Origin of the sequence: Psychromonas antarctica, assembly GCF_022267535.1 — a bacterium.
Lineage (GTDB): Bacteria > Pseudomonadota > Gammaproteobacteria > Enterobacterales > Psychromonadaceae > Psychromonas > Psychromonas antarctica.
On record NZ_JAHNZV010000003.1, the window covers coordinates 55223 to 72837 of the forward strand.

The 17615-nt window shown below is 42.5% G+C and carries 16 protein-coding genes; 11 read left to right on the forward strand and 5 right to left on the reverse strand.

The window, feature by feature from the left end:
* Window positions 1-47 precede the first annotated feature (47 nt).
* Complete coding sequence (locus KSO91_RS01720; protein ID WP_238740717.1) at window positions 48-425, reverse strand: hypothetical protein; 378 nt, start codon at window positions 423-425, stop codon at window positions 48-50.
* A gap of 418 nt (window positions 426-843) precedes the next feature.
* Between KSO91_RS01720 and KSO91_RS01725 the strand changes: the two genes are divergently transcribed.
* From KSO91_RS01725 to KSO91_RS01740, 4 genes are all read left to right on the forward strand, one after another.
* A complete protein-coding gene (locus KSO91_RS01725; protein ID WP_238740719.1) occupies window positions 844-1062 on the forward strand; it encodes a hypothetical protein in 219 nt (72 codons plus the stop codon).
* Between the two features lie 253 nt (window positions 1063-1315).
* Window positions 1316-2311, forward strand: a complete 996-nt coding sequence (trhO, locus tag KSO91_RS01730; RefSeq protein WP_238740721.1) for an oxygen-dependent tRNA uridine(34) hydroxylase TrhO — start codon at window positions 1316-1318, stop codon at window positions 2309-2311.
* Window positions 2312-2597: 286 nt separating this feature from the next.
* Window positions 2598-3815, forward strand: coding sequence for a DEAD/DEAH box helicase (locus KSO91_RS01735; RefSeq protein ID WP_238740723.1), 1218 nt, complete (start codon window positions 2598-2600; stop codon window positions 3813-3815).
* A gap of 326 nt (window positions 3816-4141) precedes the next feature.
* The gene (locus KSO91_RS01740) at window positions 4142-4942 is read left to right on the forward strand and encodes a Cof-type HAD-IIB family hydrolase (RefSeq protein ID WP_238740726.1); all 801 of its coding nucleotides are present in this window, start codon (window positions 4142-4144) and stop codon (window positions 4940-4942) included.
* A gap of 56 nt (window positions 4943-4998) precedes the next feature.
* Here the strand turns inward: KSO91_RS01740 and KSO91_RS01745 are convergent, their stop codons facing one another.
* Entirely contained in the window at window positions 4999-5877 is an 879-nt protein-coding gene (locus tag KSO91_RS01745) for a LysR family transcriptional regulator (RefSeq protein ID WP_238740728.1), read from the reverse strand.
* A 109-nt stretch (window positions 5878-5986) separates the two neighbouring features.
* Between KSO91_RS01745 and KSO91_RS01750 the strand changes: the two genes are divergently transcribed.
* The 5 genes from KSO91_RS01750 to mnmH all read left to right on the forward strand — a co-directional run bounded on the left by KSO91_RS01750 (window position 5987) and on the right by mnmH (window position 11071).
* A complete protein-coding gene (locus KSO91_RS01750) occupies window positions 5987-7117 on the forward strand; it encodes an S-(hydroxymethyl)glutathione dehydrogenase/class III alcohol dehydrogenase (protein WP_275113878.1) in 1131 nt (376 codons plus the stop codon).
* 71 nt (window positions 7118-7188) lie between these two features.
* A complete protein-coding gene (gene fghA, locus KSO91_RS01755) occupies window positions 7189-8049 on the forward strand; it encodes an S-formylglutathione hydrolase (protein ID WP_238740730.1) in 861 nt (286 codons plus the stop codon).
* A gap of 103 nt (window positions 8050-8152) precedes the next feature.
* Entirely contained in the window at window positions 8153-8755 is a 603-nt protein-coding gene (locus tag KSO91_RS01760) for a DNA-J related domain-containing protein (protein ID WP_238740732.1), read from the forward strand.
* A 187-nt stretch (window positions 8756-8942) separates the two neighbouring features.
* Window positions 8943-9977, forward strand: a complete 1035-nt coding sequence (gene selD / locus KSO91_RS01765; protein WP_238740734.1) for a selenide, water dikinase SelD — start codon at window positions 8943-8945, stop codon at window positions 9975-9977.
* Complete coding sequence (gene mnmH / locus KSO91_RS01770) at window positions 9977-11071, forward strand: tRNA 2-selenouridine(34) synthase MnmH (protein ID WP_238740736.1); 1095 nt, start codon at window positions 9977-9979, stop codon at window positions 11069-11071. The genes selD and mnmH overlap by 1 nt, the downstream gene beginning before the upstream one ends.
* 90 nt (window positions 11072-11161) lie before the next feature.
* Here mnmH and leuA read toward each other — a convergent pair whose 3' ends face one another.
* Window positions 11162-12904 carry a 2-isopropylmalate synthase gene (gene leuA / locus KSO91_RS01775; RefSeq protein WP_238740738.1) on the reverse strand — a complete coding sequence of 581 codons (1743 nt, stop codon included), beginning with the start codon at window positions 12902-12904 and terminating at the stop codon, window positions 11162-11164.
* A 240-nt stretch (window positions 12905-13144) separates the two neighbouring features.
* Here leuA and KSO91_RS01780 point away from each other — a divergent pair, with 240 nt between their 5' ends.
* Entirely contained in the window at window positions 13145-13621 is a 477-nt protein-coding gene (locus KSO91_RS01780) for an Lrp/AsnC family transcriptional regulator (protein ID WP_476705448.1), read from the forward strand.
* 21 nt (window positions 13622-13642) lie between these two features.
* Here the strand turns inward: KSO91_RS01780 and KSO91_RS01785 are convergent, their stop codons facing one another.
* Window positions 13643-14386: a PilZ domain-containing protein gene (locus KSO91_RS01785; RefSeq protein ID WP_238740740.1), complete on the reverse strand. Its 744-nt coding sequence runs from the start codon at window positions 14384-14386 to the stop codon at window positions 13643-13645.
* Window positions 14387-14565: 179 nt separating this feature from the next.
* Window positions 14566-16023 (reverse strand): aminoacyl-histidine dipeptidase, encoded by a 1458-nt coding sequence (locus tag KSO91_RS01790; protein WP_238740742.1) that lies wholly within the window; start codon window positions 16021-16023, stop codon window positions 14566-14568.
* 435 nt (window positions 16024-16458) lie between these two features.
* On the opposite strand from KSO91_RS01790, the gene carA reads away from it, so the two are divergent.
* Entirely contained in the window at window positions 16459-17607 is a 1149-nt protein-coding gene (carA, locus tag KSO91_RS01795; protein ID WP_238740819.1) for a glutamine-hydrolyzing carbamoyl-phosphate synthase small subunit, read from the forward strand.
* The last annotated feature ends 8 nt before the right edge of the window (window positions 17608-17615 follow it).

The window sequence follows — 17615 nt, forward strand, 5'->3', positions numbered from 1 at the left end:
AGGATAATAAAATTTGTAGGTAAAGGGTGTTACAGGGTGGGGGGTAATTAATCTTTATCTTTTTTTTCTGTTTTTGTCGAACCTGCGTTAAATGCGCTGGGCAGCACATCTACACCGACGACTTTACCGAGCCAGACGATTAACGGTATCGTGATAGGGGCTAAAGGTAAAATAGCAAACATACCTAATCCGAGTCCTTTCAATATGTCCGCAAATTGTTTATTCGCTTCGCGAAGCTCCTCGGCGCTTGCCTGCTTTTTCGTATAACGTTTGTAGATGGCCAGCATCTCTTTGGTTTCTTGTTTTTCCTGTGTCAATGCACTTTTTAAAATCAGCAATTCACGTCTTACGCGCAGCCAAAAACGTCGTCTGCTGATACGCAGAACACGAACCGGCGCTTTATGTATTCGGGTATATATTCTCATCCTCCGATTATCTCATAGGGATAGAAAAAGCGGTATATTTAAAATTATAGATTGTTCATAATTTTTCCTTTTTTCCTTTTTTCCTTTTTTCGTTTTGGATGTAATTAACAACACCTTGTTTTTATAGGGTTATATCACTAATGTTGTGCCGCTTAATGGTATGAATACGATACTCTTTTTACCCAATATAAATTTATCTTGTTAAGGCGTTGCCATCGCAATCATAGGTGGGAGGGATTACTATCTTTAAAATTAAAACCTATACTCATGTTACGCCTTATTCTAGGATCCGAGCTAGTGCCTGATAAAGCCGCTTGAGGTGACATGTGATTGCAGTACCCACATTGTTGGCGCGCCCTTAAAAAAATAAAGATCTACCTTATCGGTTAGTGAATTTAATTATAGAGAGAGTGTGAAGATGGAAAACCCAAAAATAGAAGCATGTGTGTATATATTAACCGCTTTGTTACAGCGTTTAGAGCGAGAAAAAACCGGCCTTATTGAAGATATCATTAAGGGGGTAGAAGCGGATCAAAACGCATTACCGGACAACATAGCTAATACCGACAAGATAGATGCTATTTTTTGTGAAGCATTGAAAATTCTCAATTTAGCGGGTGGCAGCAGCGCTAAATAATGACTGCAGTTCAAAAGCATGCTGCTATTTCGAGTTGATCAAATCAGCTGGGGATTGTAGCGGGCTTGCGCCTTGAAAATAAAGCCGCGAGTAGTAACTGTCACTTATCTTTATTTACTTCTGAATCTCCACTAATCGCATGTTAAATTTTTGTTAAAAATATTGATTGCGACCTTTATTTAGCTTCGTATAATACCCCCTCGATTAATAGTAGCGCTGGATTTACGTTTCAGTTAGCTCAGAGGAAAAAAACATGTCAAATACAGTTGTCTGCGCGTTATACCGCTTTGTTACATTAAACAACTACTTAGAAATTCAGCCGCAGTTACTCCGCGTGATGCAAGCCAATAATATTAAAGGGACGTTATTACTCGCCAGTGAAGGGATCAACGGCACGGTCGCCGGTAGTCGGGAGGAAGTCGATAATCTAATTGCTTGGTTAAAATCCAATCCACTATTAAGTGCTTTAACTAGCAAAGAATCATTTACTCCGGAAAATCCCTTTTATCGTACTAAAGTGAAACTTAAAAAAGAGATTGTCACCATGGGGATCGAGGGGATAGATCCACAAAAAGTGGTCGGCAGTTATGTGAAAGCAAAAGACTGGAATGCATTAATTAGCGATCCAGAGGTGTTATTAGTTGATACGCGTAATGATTATGAGGTAAGCATTGGCACTTTTAAAAATGCAGTGAATCCTCATACAACGAATTTCAGAGAGTTTCCGCAATATGTGAAAGACCATCTCGACCCTGAAAAACATAAAAAAGTAGCGATGTTTTGTACCGGAGGGATTCGCTGCGAAAAATCGACGGCATATCTTAAAGAGCAAGGATTTGATGAGGTTTATCATCTTCAGGGAGGCGTACTTAAATACCTTGAAGAGGTGCCTGAAGAGGACACTCTGTGGCAAGGAGAATGCTTTGTTTTTGACAATCGGGTTTCCCTAAACCATCAGTTGGAAAAGGGCTTGTACGACCAATGTCACGGTTGCCGTTTACCGATTACCGAGCAAGATAAGCGCTCAGAAAAATATAGCGAGGGGATCGCGTGTCACCACTGTTACGATCAGCTGAGCGATTTGCAAAAGAGCCGTTTTGCACAACGTGAAAAGCAGATTCGCTTGGCCAGTGAGCGAGGTGAAGTGCATATTGGCTCAGATGTAATGACGCATCAGGAAAAAAATCGCAGCAAAAAACAAGCATTAAAAGCGGCACAGCGCAGTAGTAAAGGTGCTGAAAAGTGCTAGTGTAAAAATAATCAGGAGAGCTTACATGTTGCTAAAAAGTGCTCTCCTTTTTTCCTTGTTATTAGAATCGGTTATGACGCTAACTCGATTTTTGTCTGCGATTAAATCTCTCACTGCTCTGTCAATGGCGAAACACGTGTGGGCAATAGGGAAACTGAAATCATTAATTTACTGTACAGAGGGGATCCCAGATCGTCTTGCTTCGTGTTAGAATGATGGAATCTATTTTGTTGTTATTGCCTGTCGCCTTAACTTTCCTTTATTTATTATAAGCCAGAGATTTAAAATGCCATTTTCCACCCTTGGATTAAGCGATCCGATTGTAAAAGCTGTAGCCGAACAGGGCTACCTGATCCCGACCCCTATTCAACAACAAGCGATCCCAGTCATTTTGGCAGGTAAGGATCTAATTGCTGCTGCGCAGACAGGGACAGGTAAAACAGCCAGTTTTGTGCTGCCTATTTTGCAAAATTTACTTGATGCGCCAGCAGTGCGTGCAAAACGGATCCGGGCATTGATTTTGACACCTACTCGCGAACTGGCAATACAGGTTGAAGCTAATGTCGCTCTTTATGGAAAACATGTGCATCTGACGTCGATGGCAATGTATGGTGGGGTTGATGGCGAGCCGCAAAAACAACGTCTCATAGAAGGCATTGATATTTTGGTAGCAACGCCCGGGCGATTATTGGATATGTATACCAGCAGAGCGATCCATTTTGACGAGTTAGAAGTACTGGTGATCGACGAAGCGGATCGCATGCTCGATATGGGGTTTATTGCCGATATTAATAAAATTGTTGAACGTTTGCCACTGAAAAGACAGAACCTACTGTTTTCAGCGACGCTTTCCGATCAGGTGCGCTTTTTAGCGAGAACCGCAATTGAAAATGCGGTTGAAATTGCGATCGCACCCGATACAACCACTATGCCTAAAATAGATCAGTGGCTGGTGACTGTGGATAAAGAAAATAAATCTGCCTTGCTCAGTCATTTAATTAGCGGAAACCAGTGGCAGCAGGCGTTGATCTTTATCGAAACCAAACGTGGGGCGGCTAAGTTAGTCAGTCAACTGGAAAAGCGCGGTATTAAAGCGGAGGCTATTCATAGCGGCAGAAGTCAGGCTGTCCGTGCGCAACTATTAGACGATTTTAAGGCGGGCGAGCTTCACTTTATGGTGGCAACGGGTATTGCTGCACGGGGAATTGATATTGACGATTTGCAGCGGGTGGTTAACTACGATCTGCCCGACGATGCAGATGATTATGTGCACCGAATTGGCCGTACTGGTCGTGCTGGTGCTTCTGGCGAAGCTATTTCATTTGTTTCTCGAGATGATTTTAAAAACCTTTGTGCGATTGAAAATCGTCTCGGTGAATTTATTACTCGAAAAGAGATTGCTGGATTTGCAGCAAAGCTCGAAGTACCCGCTTCTAATGCCGCTCACGCGCCCAAAAAAGCACAAGATTCGCGCCGCAAGCGCATCAAAAGTAGCCGTTCATAAGCGATAAAAAACGGCCCGTAAGTGGTCTCTATCCCCATCTTACTCAATGATGATAAAGCATATTGAGGGAGCATGGCGATGAGTTGCCGCTTTGGTGATTTTATTAGTGCGCAGAAATTTTTAACAAAAGCTTAATTGAAAAATTATATTGCCAGTTAGGCTGATCACCCATTAATTAATGACATACTGGATTTATCACATCAAAGGGAGTGGGTGTGCTAAACAATGAAAAGGATTGGTACAAGGATGACAAGCTGATCGAAACGATAGCAGGGTGTCGGCGCAAGCGGGCACTTATTTTCGGTAACATCTATACGAGAATTTATATGTATAAAATTGTAGCATCCGATCTCGACGGCACACTACTGACCTCAGATCACAAAATCACCCCTTTTACGAAGCAAGTATTAACACAACTGCATCAGCAGGGAACTGACTTTATTTTTGCCACTGGTCGTCATCATATTGATGTGGCGAATATGCGTGAGAAGTTGGGTATTCCTGCTTTTATGATCACCTCAAATGGCGCGCATGTTCATAACAGTGACAATGAAATTATTTTCAAACAAAATCTTCCCGAAGATATCATTGCCACTATTATGGATATGCTCAAAGATGATATTGAAATCCATATCAATATCTATCGCAGTGATGACTGGCTAATCAATAAAGAAGAGAGCAATAACGGATGTTGCCAGGGACACTTTCCATATAAAATATTCGATGTGAAAAATCCGCCATTAGAAGATGTCGCTAAAATATTTATTACCCGTGAAGATAAAGACCACGACAAGCTAGTGCTTTGGGAAGATAAAATTAAAGAAAACTTCTCAGATCGGGCCAATATCGCTTTTTCGACCCCTTACTGCCTTGAAATAATGGACCGCGGAGTTTCTAAGGGGCATGCGCTTGATGCGGTTGCTAAAATGAAGGGCTATGGGTTAAAAGACTGTATTGCATTTGGTGATGGCATGAATGACTTTGAAATGCTCTCTATGGCTGCTAAAGGGGTGGTGATGGGAACGGCGCATCATAAAGTGAAATCAGCGTTACCCGAGAATGAGGTTATCGGTAACTGTGATGACGAAGCGGTTGCGCATTATCTTGTTAAACACCTGCTTGATTAGGCTGGTAAGGAATTCAGATCGGAGCCCTTGTATTTAGCAGCGCTTATTAAACGCTGCTAAATAGACTGTTCACCTAAATGGTCGCAGAGGTAATCTAACAGCAACGCTATCTTTGGTGAAAGATAACGGTTTTGCGGGTAAAGCGCCCAGATTCCCTCGGGGGGCTCTCGTTTATTATCGAGCACAGTGAGCAGCTGTCCTGAGTCTAAGTACGACTGAATATAATAGTCGGGTAATTGGACGATACCAATATGCTTTAACGCAGCATCAACCAGTCCAACCCCACTGTTACAACGAATATTACCCTTTACACGAACGCTTTTTTGCCGCCCTTGTTCGTTAAAACGCCAATAATCTCGCGTGCCTAACAGACAATTGTGATTTTTTAATTCGCACAGAGAATGTGGCACTCCGAATTTTTCAATGTATTGTGGTGATGCACATAGATAATTTACCCGTTCGCTGAGTTTTTTGGCTATTAAACTAGAGTCTTCAAGCTGGCCAAGGCGGATGGCTATATCAAAGCCACCTTCAAGCAAATCAACTCGGTGATTGCTTAAATCACTAATGATCTCAATATCCGGATATAACGTTACAAAATTATTGATTAATGGAATGATTTTTTGTTCGCCGTAGGTGATGGGGGCTGAGAGTTTAATCGTCCCTTGCGGCGTCGCCTGCAAATTTTTGAGCGCTTGCTCGGCGGCCTCTAAACTCTCGAGTAGATGACGGCAATGTTGATAAAAGAGCTGCGCTTCTTGGGTTAATGATACATGGCGAGTAGTACGGTAAAAAAGTTTGATATTAAGGTGTTTTTCTAATGCACTGATTTGGCGGCTAACTTGCGCTGTGGAAATATTTAACTTTTTTGCCGCTAAGGTAAAGCTGTGCGTTTCTGCCACCGCCACAAATTCATTAATCCCTTCCCATCTCATGATTGTTACCATCTCGTAAAAGTGATTTACTGTTTACCTATATTATCATTCTATAAGAAATAAATATAATGGTGTAAAATAAACACATTGCATACTCACAGGAGCTACCATGACAGATCAATTTATTAAATCAAAAGCCGCTATTGCCTGGGGACCTAACCAGCCTTTATCCATCGAAGAAATCGATGTGATGCTGCCTAAAAAAGGCGAAGTGCTGGTTAAAATTATGGCTTCAGGTGTTTGCCATACGGATGCATTTACTCTGTCTGGTGATGATCCTGAAGGAATTTTCCCGGTTATTTTGGGCCATGAAGGAGGAGGGATTGTTGAGCAAGTAGGAGAAGGGGTTAGCAGTGTTCAGGTTGGCGATCACGTGATCCCTTTATATACACCCGAATGTGGCGAGTGTAAGTTCTGTAAGTCGGGTAAAACCAATTTGTGTCAAAAAATCCGCGAAACTCAGGGGAAAGGGCTAATGCCCGACGGCACTACGCGCTTTTATAAAGACGGCCAGCCAATTTATCACTATATGGGTTGTTCAACTTTTTCAGAATATACGGTATTGCCAGAGATATCCTTAGCAAAAGTGAATAAAGAGGCTCCCTTAGAAGAAATCTGTTTGCTCGGTTGTGGTGTAACAACGGGTATCGGTGCGGTGATGAATACTGCTAAAGTTGAAGCTGGCGCGACAGTGGCTATCTTTGGTGCTGGTGGAATTGGTCTTTCGGCGGTTATAGGCGCTACGATGGCCAAAGCAAGCCGTATTATTGTGATTGATATCAATGAAAGTAAATTTGAGTTAGCCAGAAAATTGGGCGCTACAGATTGTATTAATCCTAAAAAATTCGATAAAGCGATTCAGGATGTGATTATTGAGATGACTGATGGCGGGGTTGATTACTCCTTTGAATGTATCGGCAATGTTAATGTTATGCGCAGCGCACTGGAGTGTTGTCATAAAGGTTGGGGTGAGTCGGTCATTATTGGGGTGGCAGGTGCCGGTCAAGAAATCTCCACGCGACCATTCCAATTGGTGACTGGGCGTGTATGGCGTGGCAGTGCGTTTGGTGGTGTAAAAGGACGTACTGAATTACCTGATTATGTGGAACGTTATCTGCAAGGCGAATTTAAACTCTCTGATTTTATTACTCATACCATGACGTTAGAAGAGATTAATGAGGCCTTCGAACTGATGCATAAAGGGGAAAGTATTCGTTCTGTGATCCATTTTGATAAATAGCTTTCTACAATAAGTCGTTAACTGCCAGCCCTTTTTAGAAAAGGGCTGTTTTGCTATAAAAAGGAAACATAATGGGCATCGAAAATATCAGTAATAATAAGGTCTTTGATGGTTGGCATAAGCAGTATAGCCATCACTCTGCAAAGCTTAACTGTCAAATGCGTTTTGCTATCTATTTACCCCCGCAGGCAAGTAGCAGCAACAGAGTTCCTGTTATGTACTGGTTATCGGGGCTGACTTGTAGTGATGAAAACTTCATGCAAAAAGCCGGGGCACTGCGTATCGCTGCATTGCTTGGTATTGCTATTGTCGCCCCTGATACTAGCCCGCGTGGCGAAGGTGTGGCGGATGATCGACAGCAAGCCTATGATTTAGGATTAGGTGCTGGCTTCTATGTTAATGCCACGCAAACGCCATGGGATAAACATTATCAGATGTACGATTATGTGGCTGATGAGTTACCTAAATTGATTGAAAAGCATTTTCCGGTGAATGCGCAACGGGTAATTAGTGGTCACTCGATGGGCGGACATGGGGCATTAGTGATCGCATTACGCAATCCCACTCTCTACCAATCTGTTAGTGCCTTTAGCCCTATCTGCAATCCAATCAACTGTGCTTGGGGGAAAAAAGCATTTACAGCCTATTTAGGGGCAGATCAAGCTGCGTGGCGTTTATATGATGCCAGTGAGTTAATGGCAGCCGCCACGGCCAAAATTCCAGCGATGGTCGATCAGGGCAGCCATGATGATTTTTTAGAGGGGCAACTTAAACCTAATACTTTGCTTCTAGCAGCCAAAGAAAACCACTATCCGCTGATCTTTAATATGGCTGAAGGATATGATCATAGCTACTATTTTATCAGCACCTTTATTGAACAGCATCTACGTTTTCATGCGCAACATTTAGGTTTGCTGAAACAGCTAGATTAAAAATTAATTGCACCCGACATGTTAGGGTCGAACTTTTATCTCTTCTGACTTTGCGATAGAGGTTATGAAGAATTATAAAATAGTTTTGAAGGTAAATAATATAGTGCAAATTGACTCAGAAAACAGCCTAGACAACCCTCTTATCTGGCCATTACTGACCCTTCTGAGCGCATCACAGCAAAGCTGGAAAGTACATGTTCTAGCCAGTGAACTAGAAATTAAAGGGCTGTTGCCTGACTTAGATCAGGATGCCAATAAAGCCCTATTTAAACGTAATTTCTTGCTCATGAACGCCCTTTATCAACTGCAGGATATGCTCTTGCCCGATCATTGGTTGCAGATTCAGGCCATGGATATTCAATTGTTGGCTCAGCTGCCCTCTAATATCGCTATTCTACTTAAACAAAACGATGCACTGCGCAATTATTACCTTGACTGGTCTCACTTTGATACCAGTGCCGAGGGCATCGAAGCACTGCTTAATAGCTTTTGGGGCCGTTATAAGCATGATCTTGGTAAGCTTGAGCAAATAATAGATAAAACGCAGGCTCTGCAGATTTTCGCGCTGGACGAGCGTGCATCCAATCAAGATATTCGTCGCCAATGGCGAAAACTAGCACTTAAATGGCATCCAGACCGAACATCTGGCAATGTCGTAAAATTTCGCCAAGTCTGTGAGGCATGGCAAATATTAAGGGTAACTTGACCTTGCTTGTGTTTTTATTTTCTACATTATGCTATTTCCCTAAACGCGAATAGACTGCCTATTTTCATTTCTGACGCTCTAAAAATCGTTTATGGCCTTGATATTAGCCTTCTTAAGCGGATGACACTCCCGCAATGCGGGCGTACAATCGCCTCATTAGTCAATCAGAATTTTTTTGGAGAGTGGTATGGATGAGATCCGTCTTACACAATATAGTCATGGCGCGGGTTGTGGCTGTAAAATATCCCCGCAAGTCTTAGAGCAAATATTACATTCACAGATAGCTCCTTTTCATGATCCCAATCTGCTTGTTGGTAATGAGAGTAAAGACGATGCTGCCGTATTTGATCTGCAAAATGGCACTGCAGTAATCAGTACTACTGATTTCTTTATGCCGATTGTTGATGACCCTTATGATTTTGGACGAATTGCGGCAACCAATGCGATCAGTGATATCTATGCAATGGGTGGTAAGCCAATTATGGCGATTGCTATCCTTGGTTGGCCGGTCAATCTGTTAGCGCCAGAAATTGCACAAAAGGTCATTGAAGGTGGTCGGGCAGTATGCCGTGATGCAGGGATCTCATTAGCGGGCGGTCATTCTATCGATACACCTGAGCCTATTTTCGGACTCGCTGTGACAGGGATAGTACCAACCGAAAGGGTGAAGCGTAATAATAAGGCGGAAAGTGGTTGCCAGTTATTTCTCACTAAACCGTTAGGGATCGGAATTTTAACCACTGCAGAAAAACAGTCCAAATTGCGCGATGAGCATCAAGGACTTGCCTGCCACTGGATGTGTCAGTTAAATAAATCCGGTGAATCCTTCGCCAACGTTTCCGGGGTAAAAGCGATGACTGATGTGACTGGATTTGGTTTACTTGGTCATCTAACTGAGATCTGTGCAGGCAGCGTGTTAAAAGCGATCATTCACTTTGATAAGGTGCCTCATCTTCCTGCTGTTTTTGATTATATTGAACAAGGCTGTGTACCCGGCGGTACTGAGCGAAATTACGCCAGTTACAGCGATAAAATTGGCGCACTTACTGCGCAGCAAAAAGCGCTGCTTTGCGATCCACAAACCTCAGGTGGTTTATTATTGGCGGTCAGTCCTGATGGGGTGGATGAAGTACATGCTATTGCCGAGCAGCACAATATCGAGTTGCATGCCATCGGTGAATTAATGGTGCAAGATGGTCCTGTTTTAATAGAGATCTGCTAATGGTGCGAAACAACAGTCGTGATTTCCGTGATATATTTTTAAACGATACGCCTATGATCGATGTGCGAGCGCCTGTTGAGTTTTCTCTGGGAGCGTACCCCTCTTCACGTAATTATCCACTGATGCTTGACGATGAAAGGGCGGCTGTTGGGTTATGTTACAAAGACAGTGGACAGGATGCTGCCATTGAATTGGGCCATCGACTTGTAAGCGGTGATAAAAAAGCACAACGCGTGGCACAATGGAAAGCCTTTTGTGAGGAAAACCCGCAAGGCTACTTGTACTGTTTTCGTGGCGGGATGCGTTCGCGCATAACCCAGCAATGGCTGAAAGAGGTGGGTATTGATTATCCTTTTATTGAGGGGGGATATAAAGCAATGCGCAGTTATCTATTAGACACGCTAGAAAGTATCAGCGAGGATCCTATCACTATTATTGCCGGTTGTACTGGCAGTGGTAAAACTGATCTGATCAAGACTTTAAAAAATGGATTGGATCTGGAAGGGGTTGCAAATCATAGAGGATCTTCCTTTGGTCGTTATGTGTCAGCGCAGAATAGTCAAATTAATTTTGATAATAGCTTAGCGATTGATGCTCTGAAAAAACAGGCTCGGGGCTACCGTTGCACTATTTTGGAAGATGAAGGGCGTAATATTGGCTCGGTGAATCTTCCCTTAAGTCTTTATAAAGTGATGCAGTTAGCGCCGATTGTTGTTATTGACGATCCCTTGGATATTCGTTTAGGAAGATTACTTGATGACTATGTCAGTCGCATGCAGACTGATTTTGCGAATCTTTATGGTGAAGCTCGTGGTTGGATCGAATTCGCCGCTTATCTGGAAAAAGGCTTGCTGGGTATCCGCAGACGACTCGGTAATGAGCGTTATGCAAATATTCTTGCGCGTCAGCAACGCGCGGTAAAAGTGCAGCAGGAAACGGGAAAGGTAGAGGATCACCTTGATTGGCTAGGGCTTATCCTAGCGCAATATTATGATCCTATGTACCACTATCAACTCGGTAAAAAAGCAGATCGTATTGTCTATCGAGGCGATTACAATGAAGTGCAGGCGTGGTTAGTCGATAAGCACAAATAATCTATTAGTTTGCCGTCACCTGCTGATTATTTGTTGGTGGGTAGCGGTTAAACATAAGCAAGTGAAGTCGTTATTTACAAGCGCTCTGTATTAACAACTTACATTTACTTTACTGCGCTTGCTGATATTTATCCCGCTACGTACTACTGCGTTAAGTACAGCTTGCAAAGACGCGCTGACGATATCGTTGCATTTGGCCGCTGCGCAGTAGCGCATCCCGTTAATACTCAGCTGCACATAAGCTAACGCTTCTGCTTGTTCATTTTCTGCGCCTTGCCTGCTGGGCAGCGCATGTTCGCTGTAGTCTATCACCACGATATCGCTTTCTATTGATCTGCTTAAGCCACTGATAAATGCATCAAGTACTCCTTTGCCTTGACCTTCAATTGCGACCGAACTGTGATCGCTAATAATGGTCACTCGTAACTGCTCATTATCCCCCTGACGGTTAAGCTGGTAGCTGTGCACTTGAGCACTTTTGTGTGGCGCTAAATAAGTCATTGAAAAAATATCGTAGATGGTTGCTGCACAGACTTCCTGTGCGCTTTTTTCAGCATAGCTTTGTACGTGTGGGCTGAAGTCTATCTGCATCCAACGTGGCATTTTTATACCGTAGTCCTGCTCGAGTATGTACGCAACCCCGCCTTTACCTGATTGACTGTTGATGCGGATAACCTGCTGATAACTGCGCCCTAAATCACGAGGATCAATGGGTAAATAGGCGACCTGCCAAGGCGTAAGCGGATCGGCTTGGCGTTTCTTGGTATCGATATCCATACATTTATTAATCGCATCCTGATGACTACCAGAGAATGCCGCGAAAACTAACTCGCCCGCGTAGGGGTGGCGTGGATGCACGGGCAGTTGCGTGCAGCGTTCAATGGTGGCGATGATACGATCCATATCGGCCAACTTTAATTTAGGATCTATGCCTTGGCTGTAGAGGTTCATCGCCATTGTCACGATATCCATATTACCTGTGCGCTCACCATTGCCGAGCAAAGTCCCTTCTATTCTATCCGCGCCGGCCAGTACACCAAGTTCAGCAGCTGCGACACCACAACCTCGATCATTATGAGTGTGCAAACTAATGGTAACGGCTTCTCGATGGCTAATATTGTCATTTACCCATTCAATTTGGTCGGCATAAATATTGGGCGTCGAGACTTCTATCGTGGCAGGCAAATTAATAATGACCTTGTTATCTGGCGTGGGCTGCCAGATATTAATCACTGCATCACACACCTCCACGGCATAATCCATTTCCGTGCTGGTAAAACTTTCTGGTGAATACTGAAATGACCAGTGCGTATTGCACTGCTTGGCTGCATAGTCTTGTATCCACTGCGCCCCCTGTTGCGCCATTGTTTTAATCTCTTCGCGAGATTTTTTGAAGACGTGTTCACGTTGCACCGTGCTGGTAGAGTTATATAAATGAACAATCGCTTTTTTTGCACCTTCTAAGGCGCTAAAACTGCGCGCAATTAAATGTTCTCGTGCTTGGGTTAGTATCTGAATAGTGACGTCATCGGGGATTAAATCTTGTTCAATTAACAGCCGCACAAAATCAAAGTCGGGCGCCGAAGCGGCCGGAAATCCAACTTCAATCTCTTTGAAACCAACATCGATTAATAGCTTAAACATATCCAATTTTTGGCTTGGACTCATCGGTTCAATAAGCGCTTGGTTACCATCGCGTAAATCGACACTACACCATTTAGGTGCTGCAGTGATAACTTGATCTGGCCAGCGTCTATCTTTTTTTTGCATCGCGGGATAGGCACGATATTTTTTGTGATTAAAAGCTGGCTGGGTATCGGTGTTATTGACCATGGATCTTTACCTTTTGATAACTTTTTTGGTGATAGGGAGGATTAACGAGATGGCGCCACCTTGGTAAGGTGGTGACCGCTTGCTTCAGGGTAAGAAACCTCGCTCGCTATCCATGTACTCATTATAGATTGAATGGCTTAGTGAGAGATTGCAAATTCAGCTCTATTTTCTTGATTTTTTGCAATTAAAATCTAAAAAAAATGCTATTATTAGTTAAATGTATCTTTCAGGTTGGTTTTCATGCAGGAATTGATTAAATTAGATCGAATAGATAAAAACATTCTTCAGTTGATGCAGGATAATGCGCGTATTACCAATTTAGAATTGGCTGAGCGTGTTGGGCTATCTGCGACGCCCTGTTCTCGTCGAGTTAAACGGTTAGAAGAATCTGGCATAATCGACAAGCATGTGACATTGCTTAAACCTGCCATGTTAGGATTAAAGCTGACGGCGATGATTGGTATTACTATGGATAGACATACACCAGAACGCTTTGATAATTTTGAACGTTCAATTGCGACCCTACCAGAAGTAATGGAATGCCTGATCGTGACCGGTCAGTCGGCAGACTTTTTATTAAAAGTCGTGGTGCGTGACATGCAACATTACGAACAGTTTTTACTTGGACAGTTAACCCGATTAGAGGGCGTCACCGGGGTACATTCTAGTTTTGTGTTAAGAGAGATCGTTAAAAAGAGCGCGCTGCCACTTGGTTGAGTGGTGCTAGCGGCTATTTTTCTATAATCCGATTAATATGAATCGGGTACCGCCAAATTTCATATAAGCGAGCAATTTTTTCGCACTGGCTTGGCCTTCATCATCAAATTTAAAGCCATATTTAGAATAATGAAGTGAGCTTTGCAAGTTGCATAGAGTACCCGTCAGTGGAAACTGTTTAAGTCGTGTTCTCTGGGCTGTAATAATTTCAATGGTCACTTTCTCACCTATATCGAAGTGTTTGACCATTGTTCCTGTAATAAAGCGGCAACCTCCTTTAGAAATATCGCGAATTTCACACTCGACTTTTTGACTACTTATCATCGCACTAGCTGTCAGGCTCACTTCGTATCTGGGCTCTTTACGTAATTGACAAATCCGCATCATGCTTGGTACAGAGATCAATATCATGGGAATAGGGCCACTGAGCATATGCACAATTTGACTTCGAAAATGGATTATCGCACCTTCTCCTTTTTGAGAAATGGCACGGATATTCATCCAAAATCCGACTTGAAAATAGAAATCAATTTTGTCATCCGATGTATCGGGGATCTCGATCAGTATAAGGTTGTTTGAGTGGTAACCAATAAATTTGGTTTTTGCCATAAATTTCATGCCAACCGGGGTGGTGAGATTAATAGTAAATTCACTGCCGTGGTTTATCATATCAATAGCATCACTGCTATTAATGGTGCTTTCAGTTCCCTTGCTCAGCGCAGCCATCTTCAACGGCAGCACTTTATTGTCCATTTTTTCACTCATGGGCACCTCACTCAATGCTTTAGTATGTGCTAACGTACTTTATTTCCGCTGTTAGCATTATTCACCGTTATCCTGCGCCTAAAGATCATTTAATTAGATATTAAATAAGGCTTCCCTTGTTTCGCCTATTCACAAAACAGCGGGAAGGAAGTGATCAAAAAAGTTTGTTATTTATGGCGTTAATCAATCGCCGCTAAGGTTGCCACTAATAACTGCCAGTATTTGTCGACACTTGCAATATGCACTTTTTCATCAGGGCTGTGCGGGAATTTAATGGTTGGGCCGAATGAAATCATATCCCAGTGTGGGTATTTATCACTGAATAAACCACATTCTAATCCCGCATGAATGACCATTGCTTTTGGCTTTTTATCAAATAATTTGCTGTATTGTGCTTCCATTACTTTATAGATAGTGGATGTCGGATTCGGTTTCCAACCTGGGTAATTTCCATTTTGTCGTACGAGTCCACCATTAACTTTGTAATGCTCACTTATTTTATCCGCTACTAATTGTTTTTCTTGTTCCAGTTGTGAACGTATTAGCACTTGAATTTCAAAGCGTATTTGTTCATTCATGTTTTGCGTCACCATGCCTAAATTACTTGATGTTTTTACAACATCAGAAAAATCATCATCCATGGTAAATACACCATTTTCACAACCCGTTAAGCTATTTAAAATATTAGTTTGGCTTTGATTGGTAAGCACAAATGCAGGTAACTGGCAGGCTTTTACTGTGAGTTGTAACTGCGCTTCAACATGGTGAAATTTATTTGCCAGCTCTAATTGTAAGCTGTTGATAATTATTTCCAAACTATGTTGATACTGTTGGTTACATACGATTACAGTGCGTGCTTCGCGTGGAATGGCATTACGTAAGCTGCCACCTTCAAATAGAGCCAGATGAAACGGAAACTCATTTAGATTGTGCAATACATCTGCTAATATTTTGATGGCATTACCGCGCTGTAAATTGATATCGCAGCCGGAATGGCCTCCTTTTAAACCACACAGTGATATTTCATAAGCATTATCGGCAGGCTCTGCTTCCATTATTTCATAAGGTAGGTCGATATTTACATTAATGCCGCCAGCGCAGCCGATGTAAAGTTCACCCTCTTGCTCTGAATCCGTATTAATCAAGGTTTTCCCTTGCAGTGCATTCGCTTGTAGGCCGAAGGCTCCCGTCATACCGGTTTCTTCATCTGTTGTTAAAAGTACTTCAAGTGGGCCATGTGCAATTGTATTGTCAGCAAGCACGGCTAAACAAGAAGCCATGCCAATACCATTGTCTGCCCCGAGGGTGGTGTTTTCTGCGTGCAGCCATTCGCCATCAATAACAGGGATTATCGGGTCAGTTAAAAAATCATGTTTCGTTTGGCTATTTTTTTGAGGCACCATATCTAAATGGGCCTGCAATATCACGGCTGTTTTATTTTCATAACCTGCACTAGCCGGTTTACGTAAAATTAGGTTCCCGGTTGTATCTTGAATGCAGCTGATATTTTTATGTTTTGCCCAATCAATAATCCAAGCAACTAATTGCTGCTCATGCTTAGAGGGGTGTGGAATACTGCAGATGGTGAGAAAATAAGACCACAGTTGTGCCGCTTTAGTTGCTTGTAATTGTTGCATAATAGACCTTTTAGTCTGAAAAAATAAAGAACCCTAATTTGCGTGGGTGGTTAGAGACAAAAAATTTAGGGCGAGCTAATGAGATTATAATCAATAAATATACAGTGTTGCATAACTTTTTACAGACAGATAGCTAATCGACTATTTTGTATAAAATTTACTGAATATAATCAAACTACCTCAAGGTGCTGGTTCTGGTGTTTTTGAGCTTGTGCGTGCCGCCGCAATGGCGAATTTATTGTTTATTCCGCTACTTTAAATATTCCCAAGTACTCTTTTTATCCCTACATTTTTAAATGAAATAAAAAATTGATTGGTCAATTACGTTTAAGATCTATAAACTGTCGCGAATTTGCCAAAATTTATGATTGCTTGGCGGAAAAAACGCATTATTTTCCTTCAGCAATTGTAGATTTTATTTTTACTGTTGTCCCAATGGAGGTTATCTTGAGTCATTCTGCCATACTGGTATTGGAAGATGGAACTGTATTTGAAGGTGTGTCAATCGGTGCTGACGGAAGTTCCGTCGGTGAGGTTGTTTTTAATACGTCAATGACCGGTTACCAAGAAATTCTAACAGATCCATCATACGCTCGTCAGATAGTGACACTAACATACCCCCACATAGGAAATACCGGAACAAATGATGAAGACGAAGAGTCATCATCAATTCATGCTTGCGGATTAGTTATTCGTGATCTACCTCTCCTTGCAAGTAATTTCCGTAGCCAAGCTTCCCTAAGTGATTATTTAAAAGCGCGTAATGTGGTCGGTATCGCTGAAATTGACACGCGTAAATTGACACGTATCTTACGTGAAAAAGGTGCGCAGGCTGGCTGTATCATCGCGGGTGAAAATCGTGATCAAGCTGCCGCACTTGCCTTAGCTAAAGCTTTCCCTGGTCTGAAAGGGATGGATTTAGCTAAACAGGTGACTACAGTAAAAGCATTTACATGGGCACAAGGTAGTTGGACATTGACGGGTGGTTTACCGACTCCTATCACTGACGCTAAATACCATATTGTTGCTTACGATTATGGTGTTAAACGTAATATTTTACGCATGCTGGTAGACCGTGGTTGTCGTGTCACGGTTGTCCCTGCACAGACTTCGGCGAGCGATGTGTTAGCAATGAATCCAGATGGTATTTTTCTATCTAATGGTCCAGGTGACCCAGAGCCATGTACTTATGCAATTACAGCGATTCAAGCCATTTTAAAAACAGAAATCCCAGTATTTGGTATCTGTCTAGGCCATCAACTACTGGCGCTTGCCAGCGGCGCACAAACCTTAAAAATGAAATTTGGTCACCACGGTGCCAACCATCCAGTTAAAGATTTAGATCGTGATATAGTGATGATTACGGCCCAAAACCACGGTTTTGCTGCAGATAAATCAACATTGCCTGCGAATCTACGTGTAACACACGTTTCGCTGTTTGATGGTTCACTACAAGGTATTCATCGTACTGATAAACCTGCATTCAGTTTCCAAGGCCATCCAGAAGCGAGCCCTGGTCCCCATGATGCGGCGCCTTTATTCGATCACTTTATTGAATTGATTGAACAGTATAAAAACGCTTAGTAACCGAA

What these genes read in the sequence shown, in the direction of transcription:
- KSO91_RS01740 (WP_238740726.1), top strand. Translation starts at nt 4,142, where the DNA reads ATGTATAAAATTGTAGCATCCGATCTCGACGGCACACTACTGACCTCA.
- KSO91_RS01745 (WP_238740728.1), bottom strand. Translation starts at nt 5,877, where the DNA reads ATGAGATGGGAAGGGATTAATGAATTTGTGGCGGTGGCAGAAACGCAC.
- carA (WP_238740819.1), top strand. Translation starts at nt 16,459, where the DNA reads ATGGAGGTTATCTTGAGTCATTCTGCCATACTGGTATTGGAAGATGGA.
- mnmH (WP_238740736.1), top strand. Translation starts at nt 9,977, where the DNA reads ATGGTGCGAAACAACAGTCGTGATTTCCGTGATATATTTTTAAACGAT.
- KSO91_RS01785 (WP_238740740.1), bottom strand. Translation starts at nt 14,386, where the DNA reads ATGAGTGAAAAAATGGACAATAAAGTGCTGCCGTTGAAGATGGCTGCG.
- KSO91_RS01790 (WP_238740742.1), bottom strand. Translation starts at nt 16,023, where the DNA reads ATGCAACAATTACAAGCAACTAAAGCGGCACAACTGTGGTCTTATTTT.
- KSO91_RS01720 (WP_238740717.1), bottom strand. Translation starts at nt 425, where the DNA reads ATGAGAATATATACCCGAATACATAAAGCGCCGGTTCGTGTTCTGCGT.
- selD (WP_238740734.1), top strand. Translation starts at nt 8,943, where the DNA reads ATGGATGAGATCCGTCTTACACAATATAGTCATGGCGCGGGTTGTGGC.
- KSO91_RS01750 (WP_275113878.1), top strand. Translation starts at nt 5,987, where the DNA reads ATGACAGATCAATTTATTAAATCAAAAGCCGCTATTGCCTGGGGACCT.
- trhO (WP_238740721.1), top strand. Translation starts at nt 1,316, where the DNA reads ATGTCAAATACAGTTGTCTGCGCGTTATACCGCTTTGTTACATTAAAC.
- fghA (WP_238740730.1), top strand. Translation starts at nt 7,189, where the DNA reads ATGGGCATCGAAAATATCAGTAATAATAAGGTCTTTGATGGTTGGCAT.
- KSO91_RS01735 (WP_238740723.1), top strand. Translation starts at nt 2,598, where the DNA reads ATGCCATTTTCCACCCTTGGATTAAGCGATCCGATTGTAAAAGCTGTA.
- KSO91_RS01725 (WP_238740719.1), top strand. Translation starts at nt 844, where the DNA reads ATGGAAAACCCAAAAATAGAAGCATGTGTGTATATATTAACCGCTTTG.
- leuA (WP_238740738.1), bottom strand. Translation starts at nt 12,904, where the DNA reads ATGGTCAATAACACCGATACCCAGCCAGCTTTTAATCACAAAAAATAT.
- KSO91_RS01780 (WP_476705448.1), top strand. Translation starts at nt 13,145, where the DNA reads ATGCAGGAATTGATTAAATTAGATCGAATAGATAAAAACATTCTTCAG.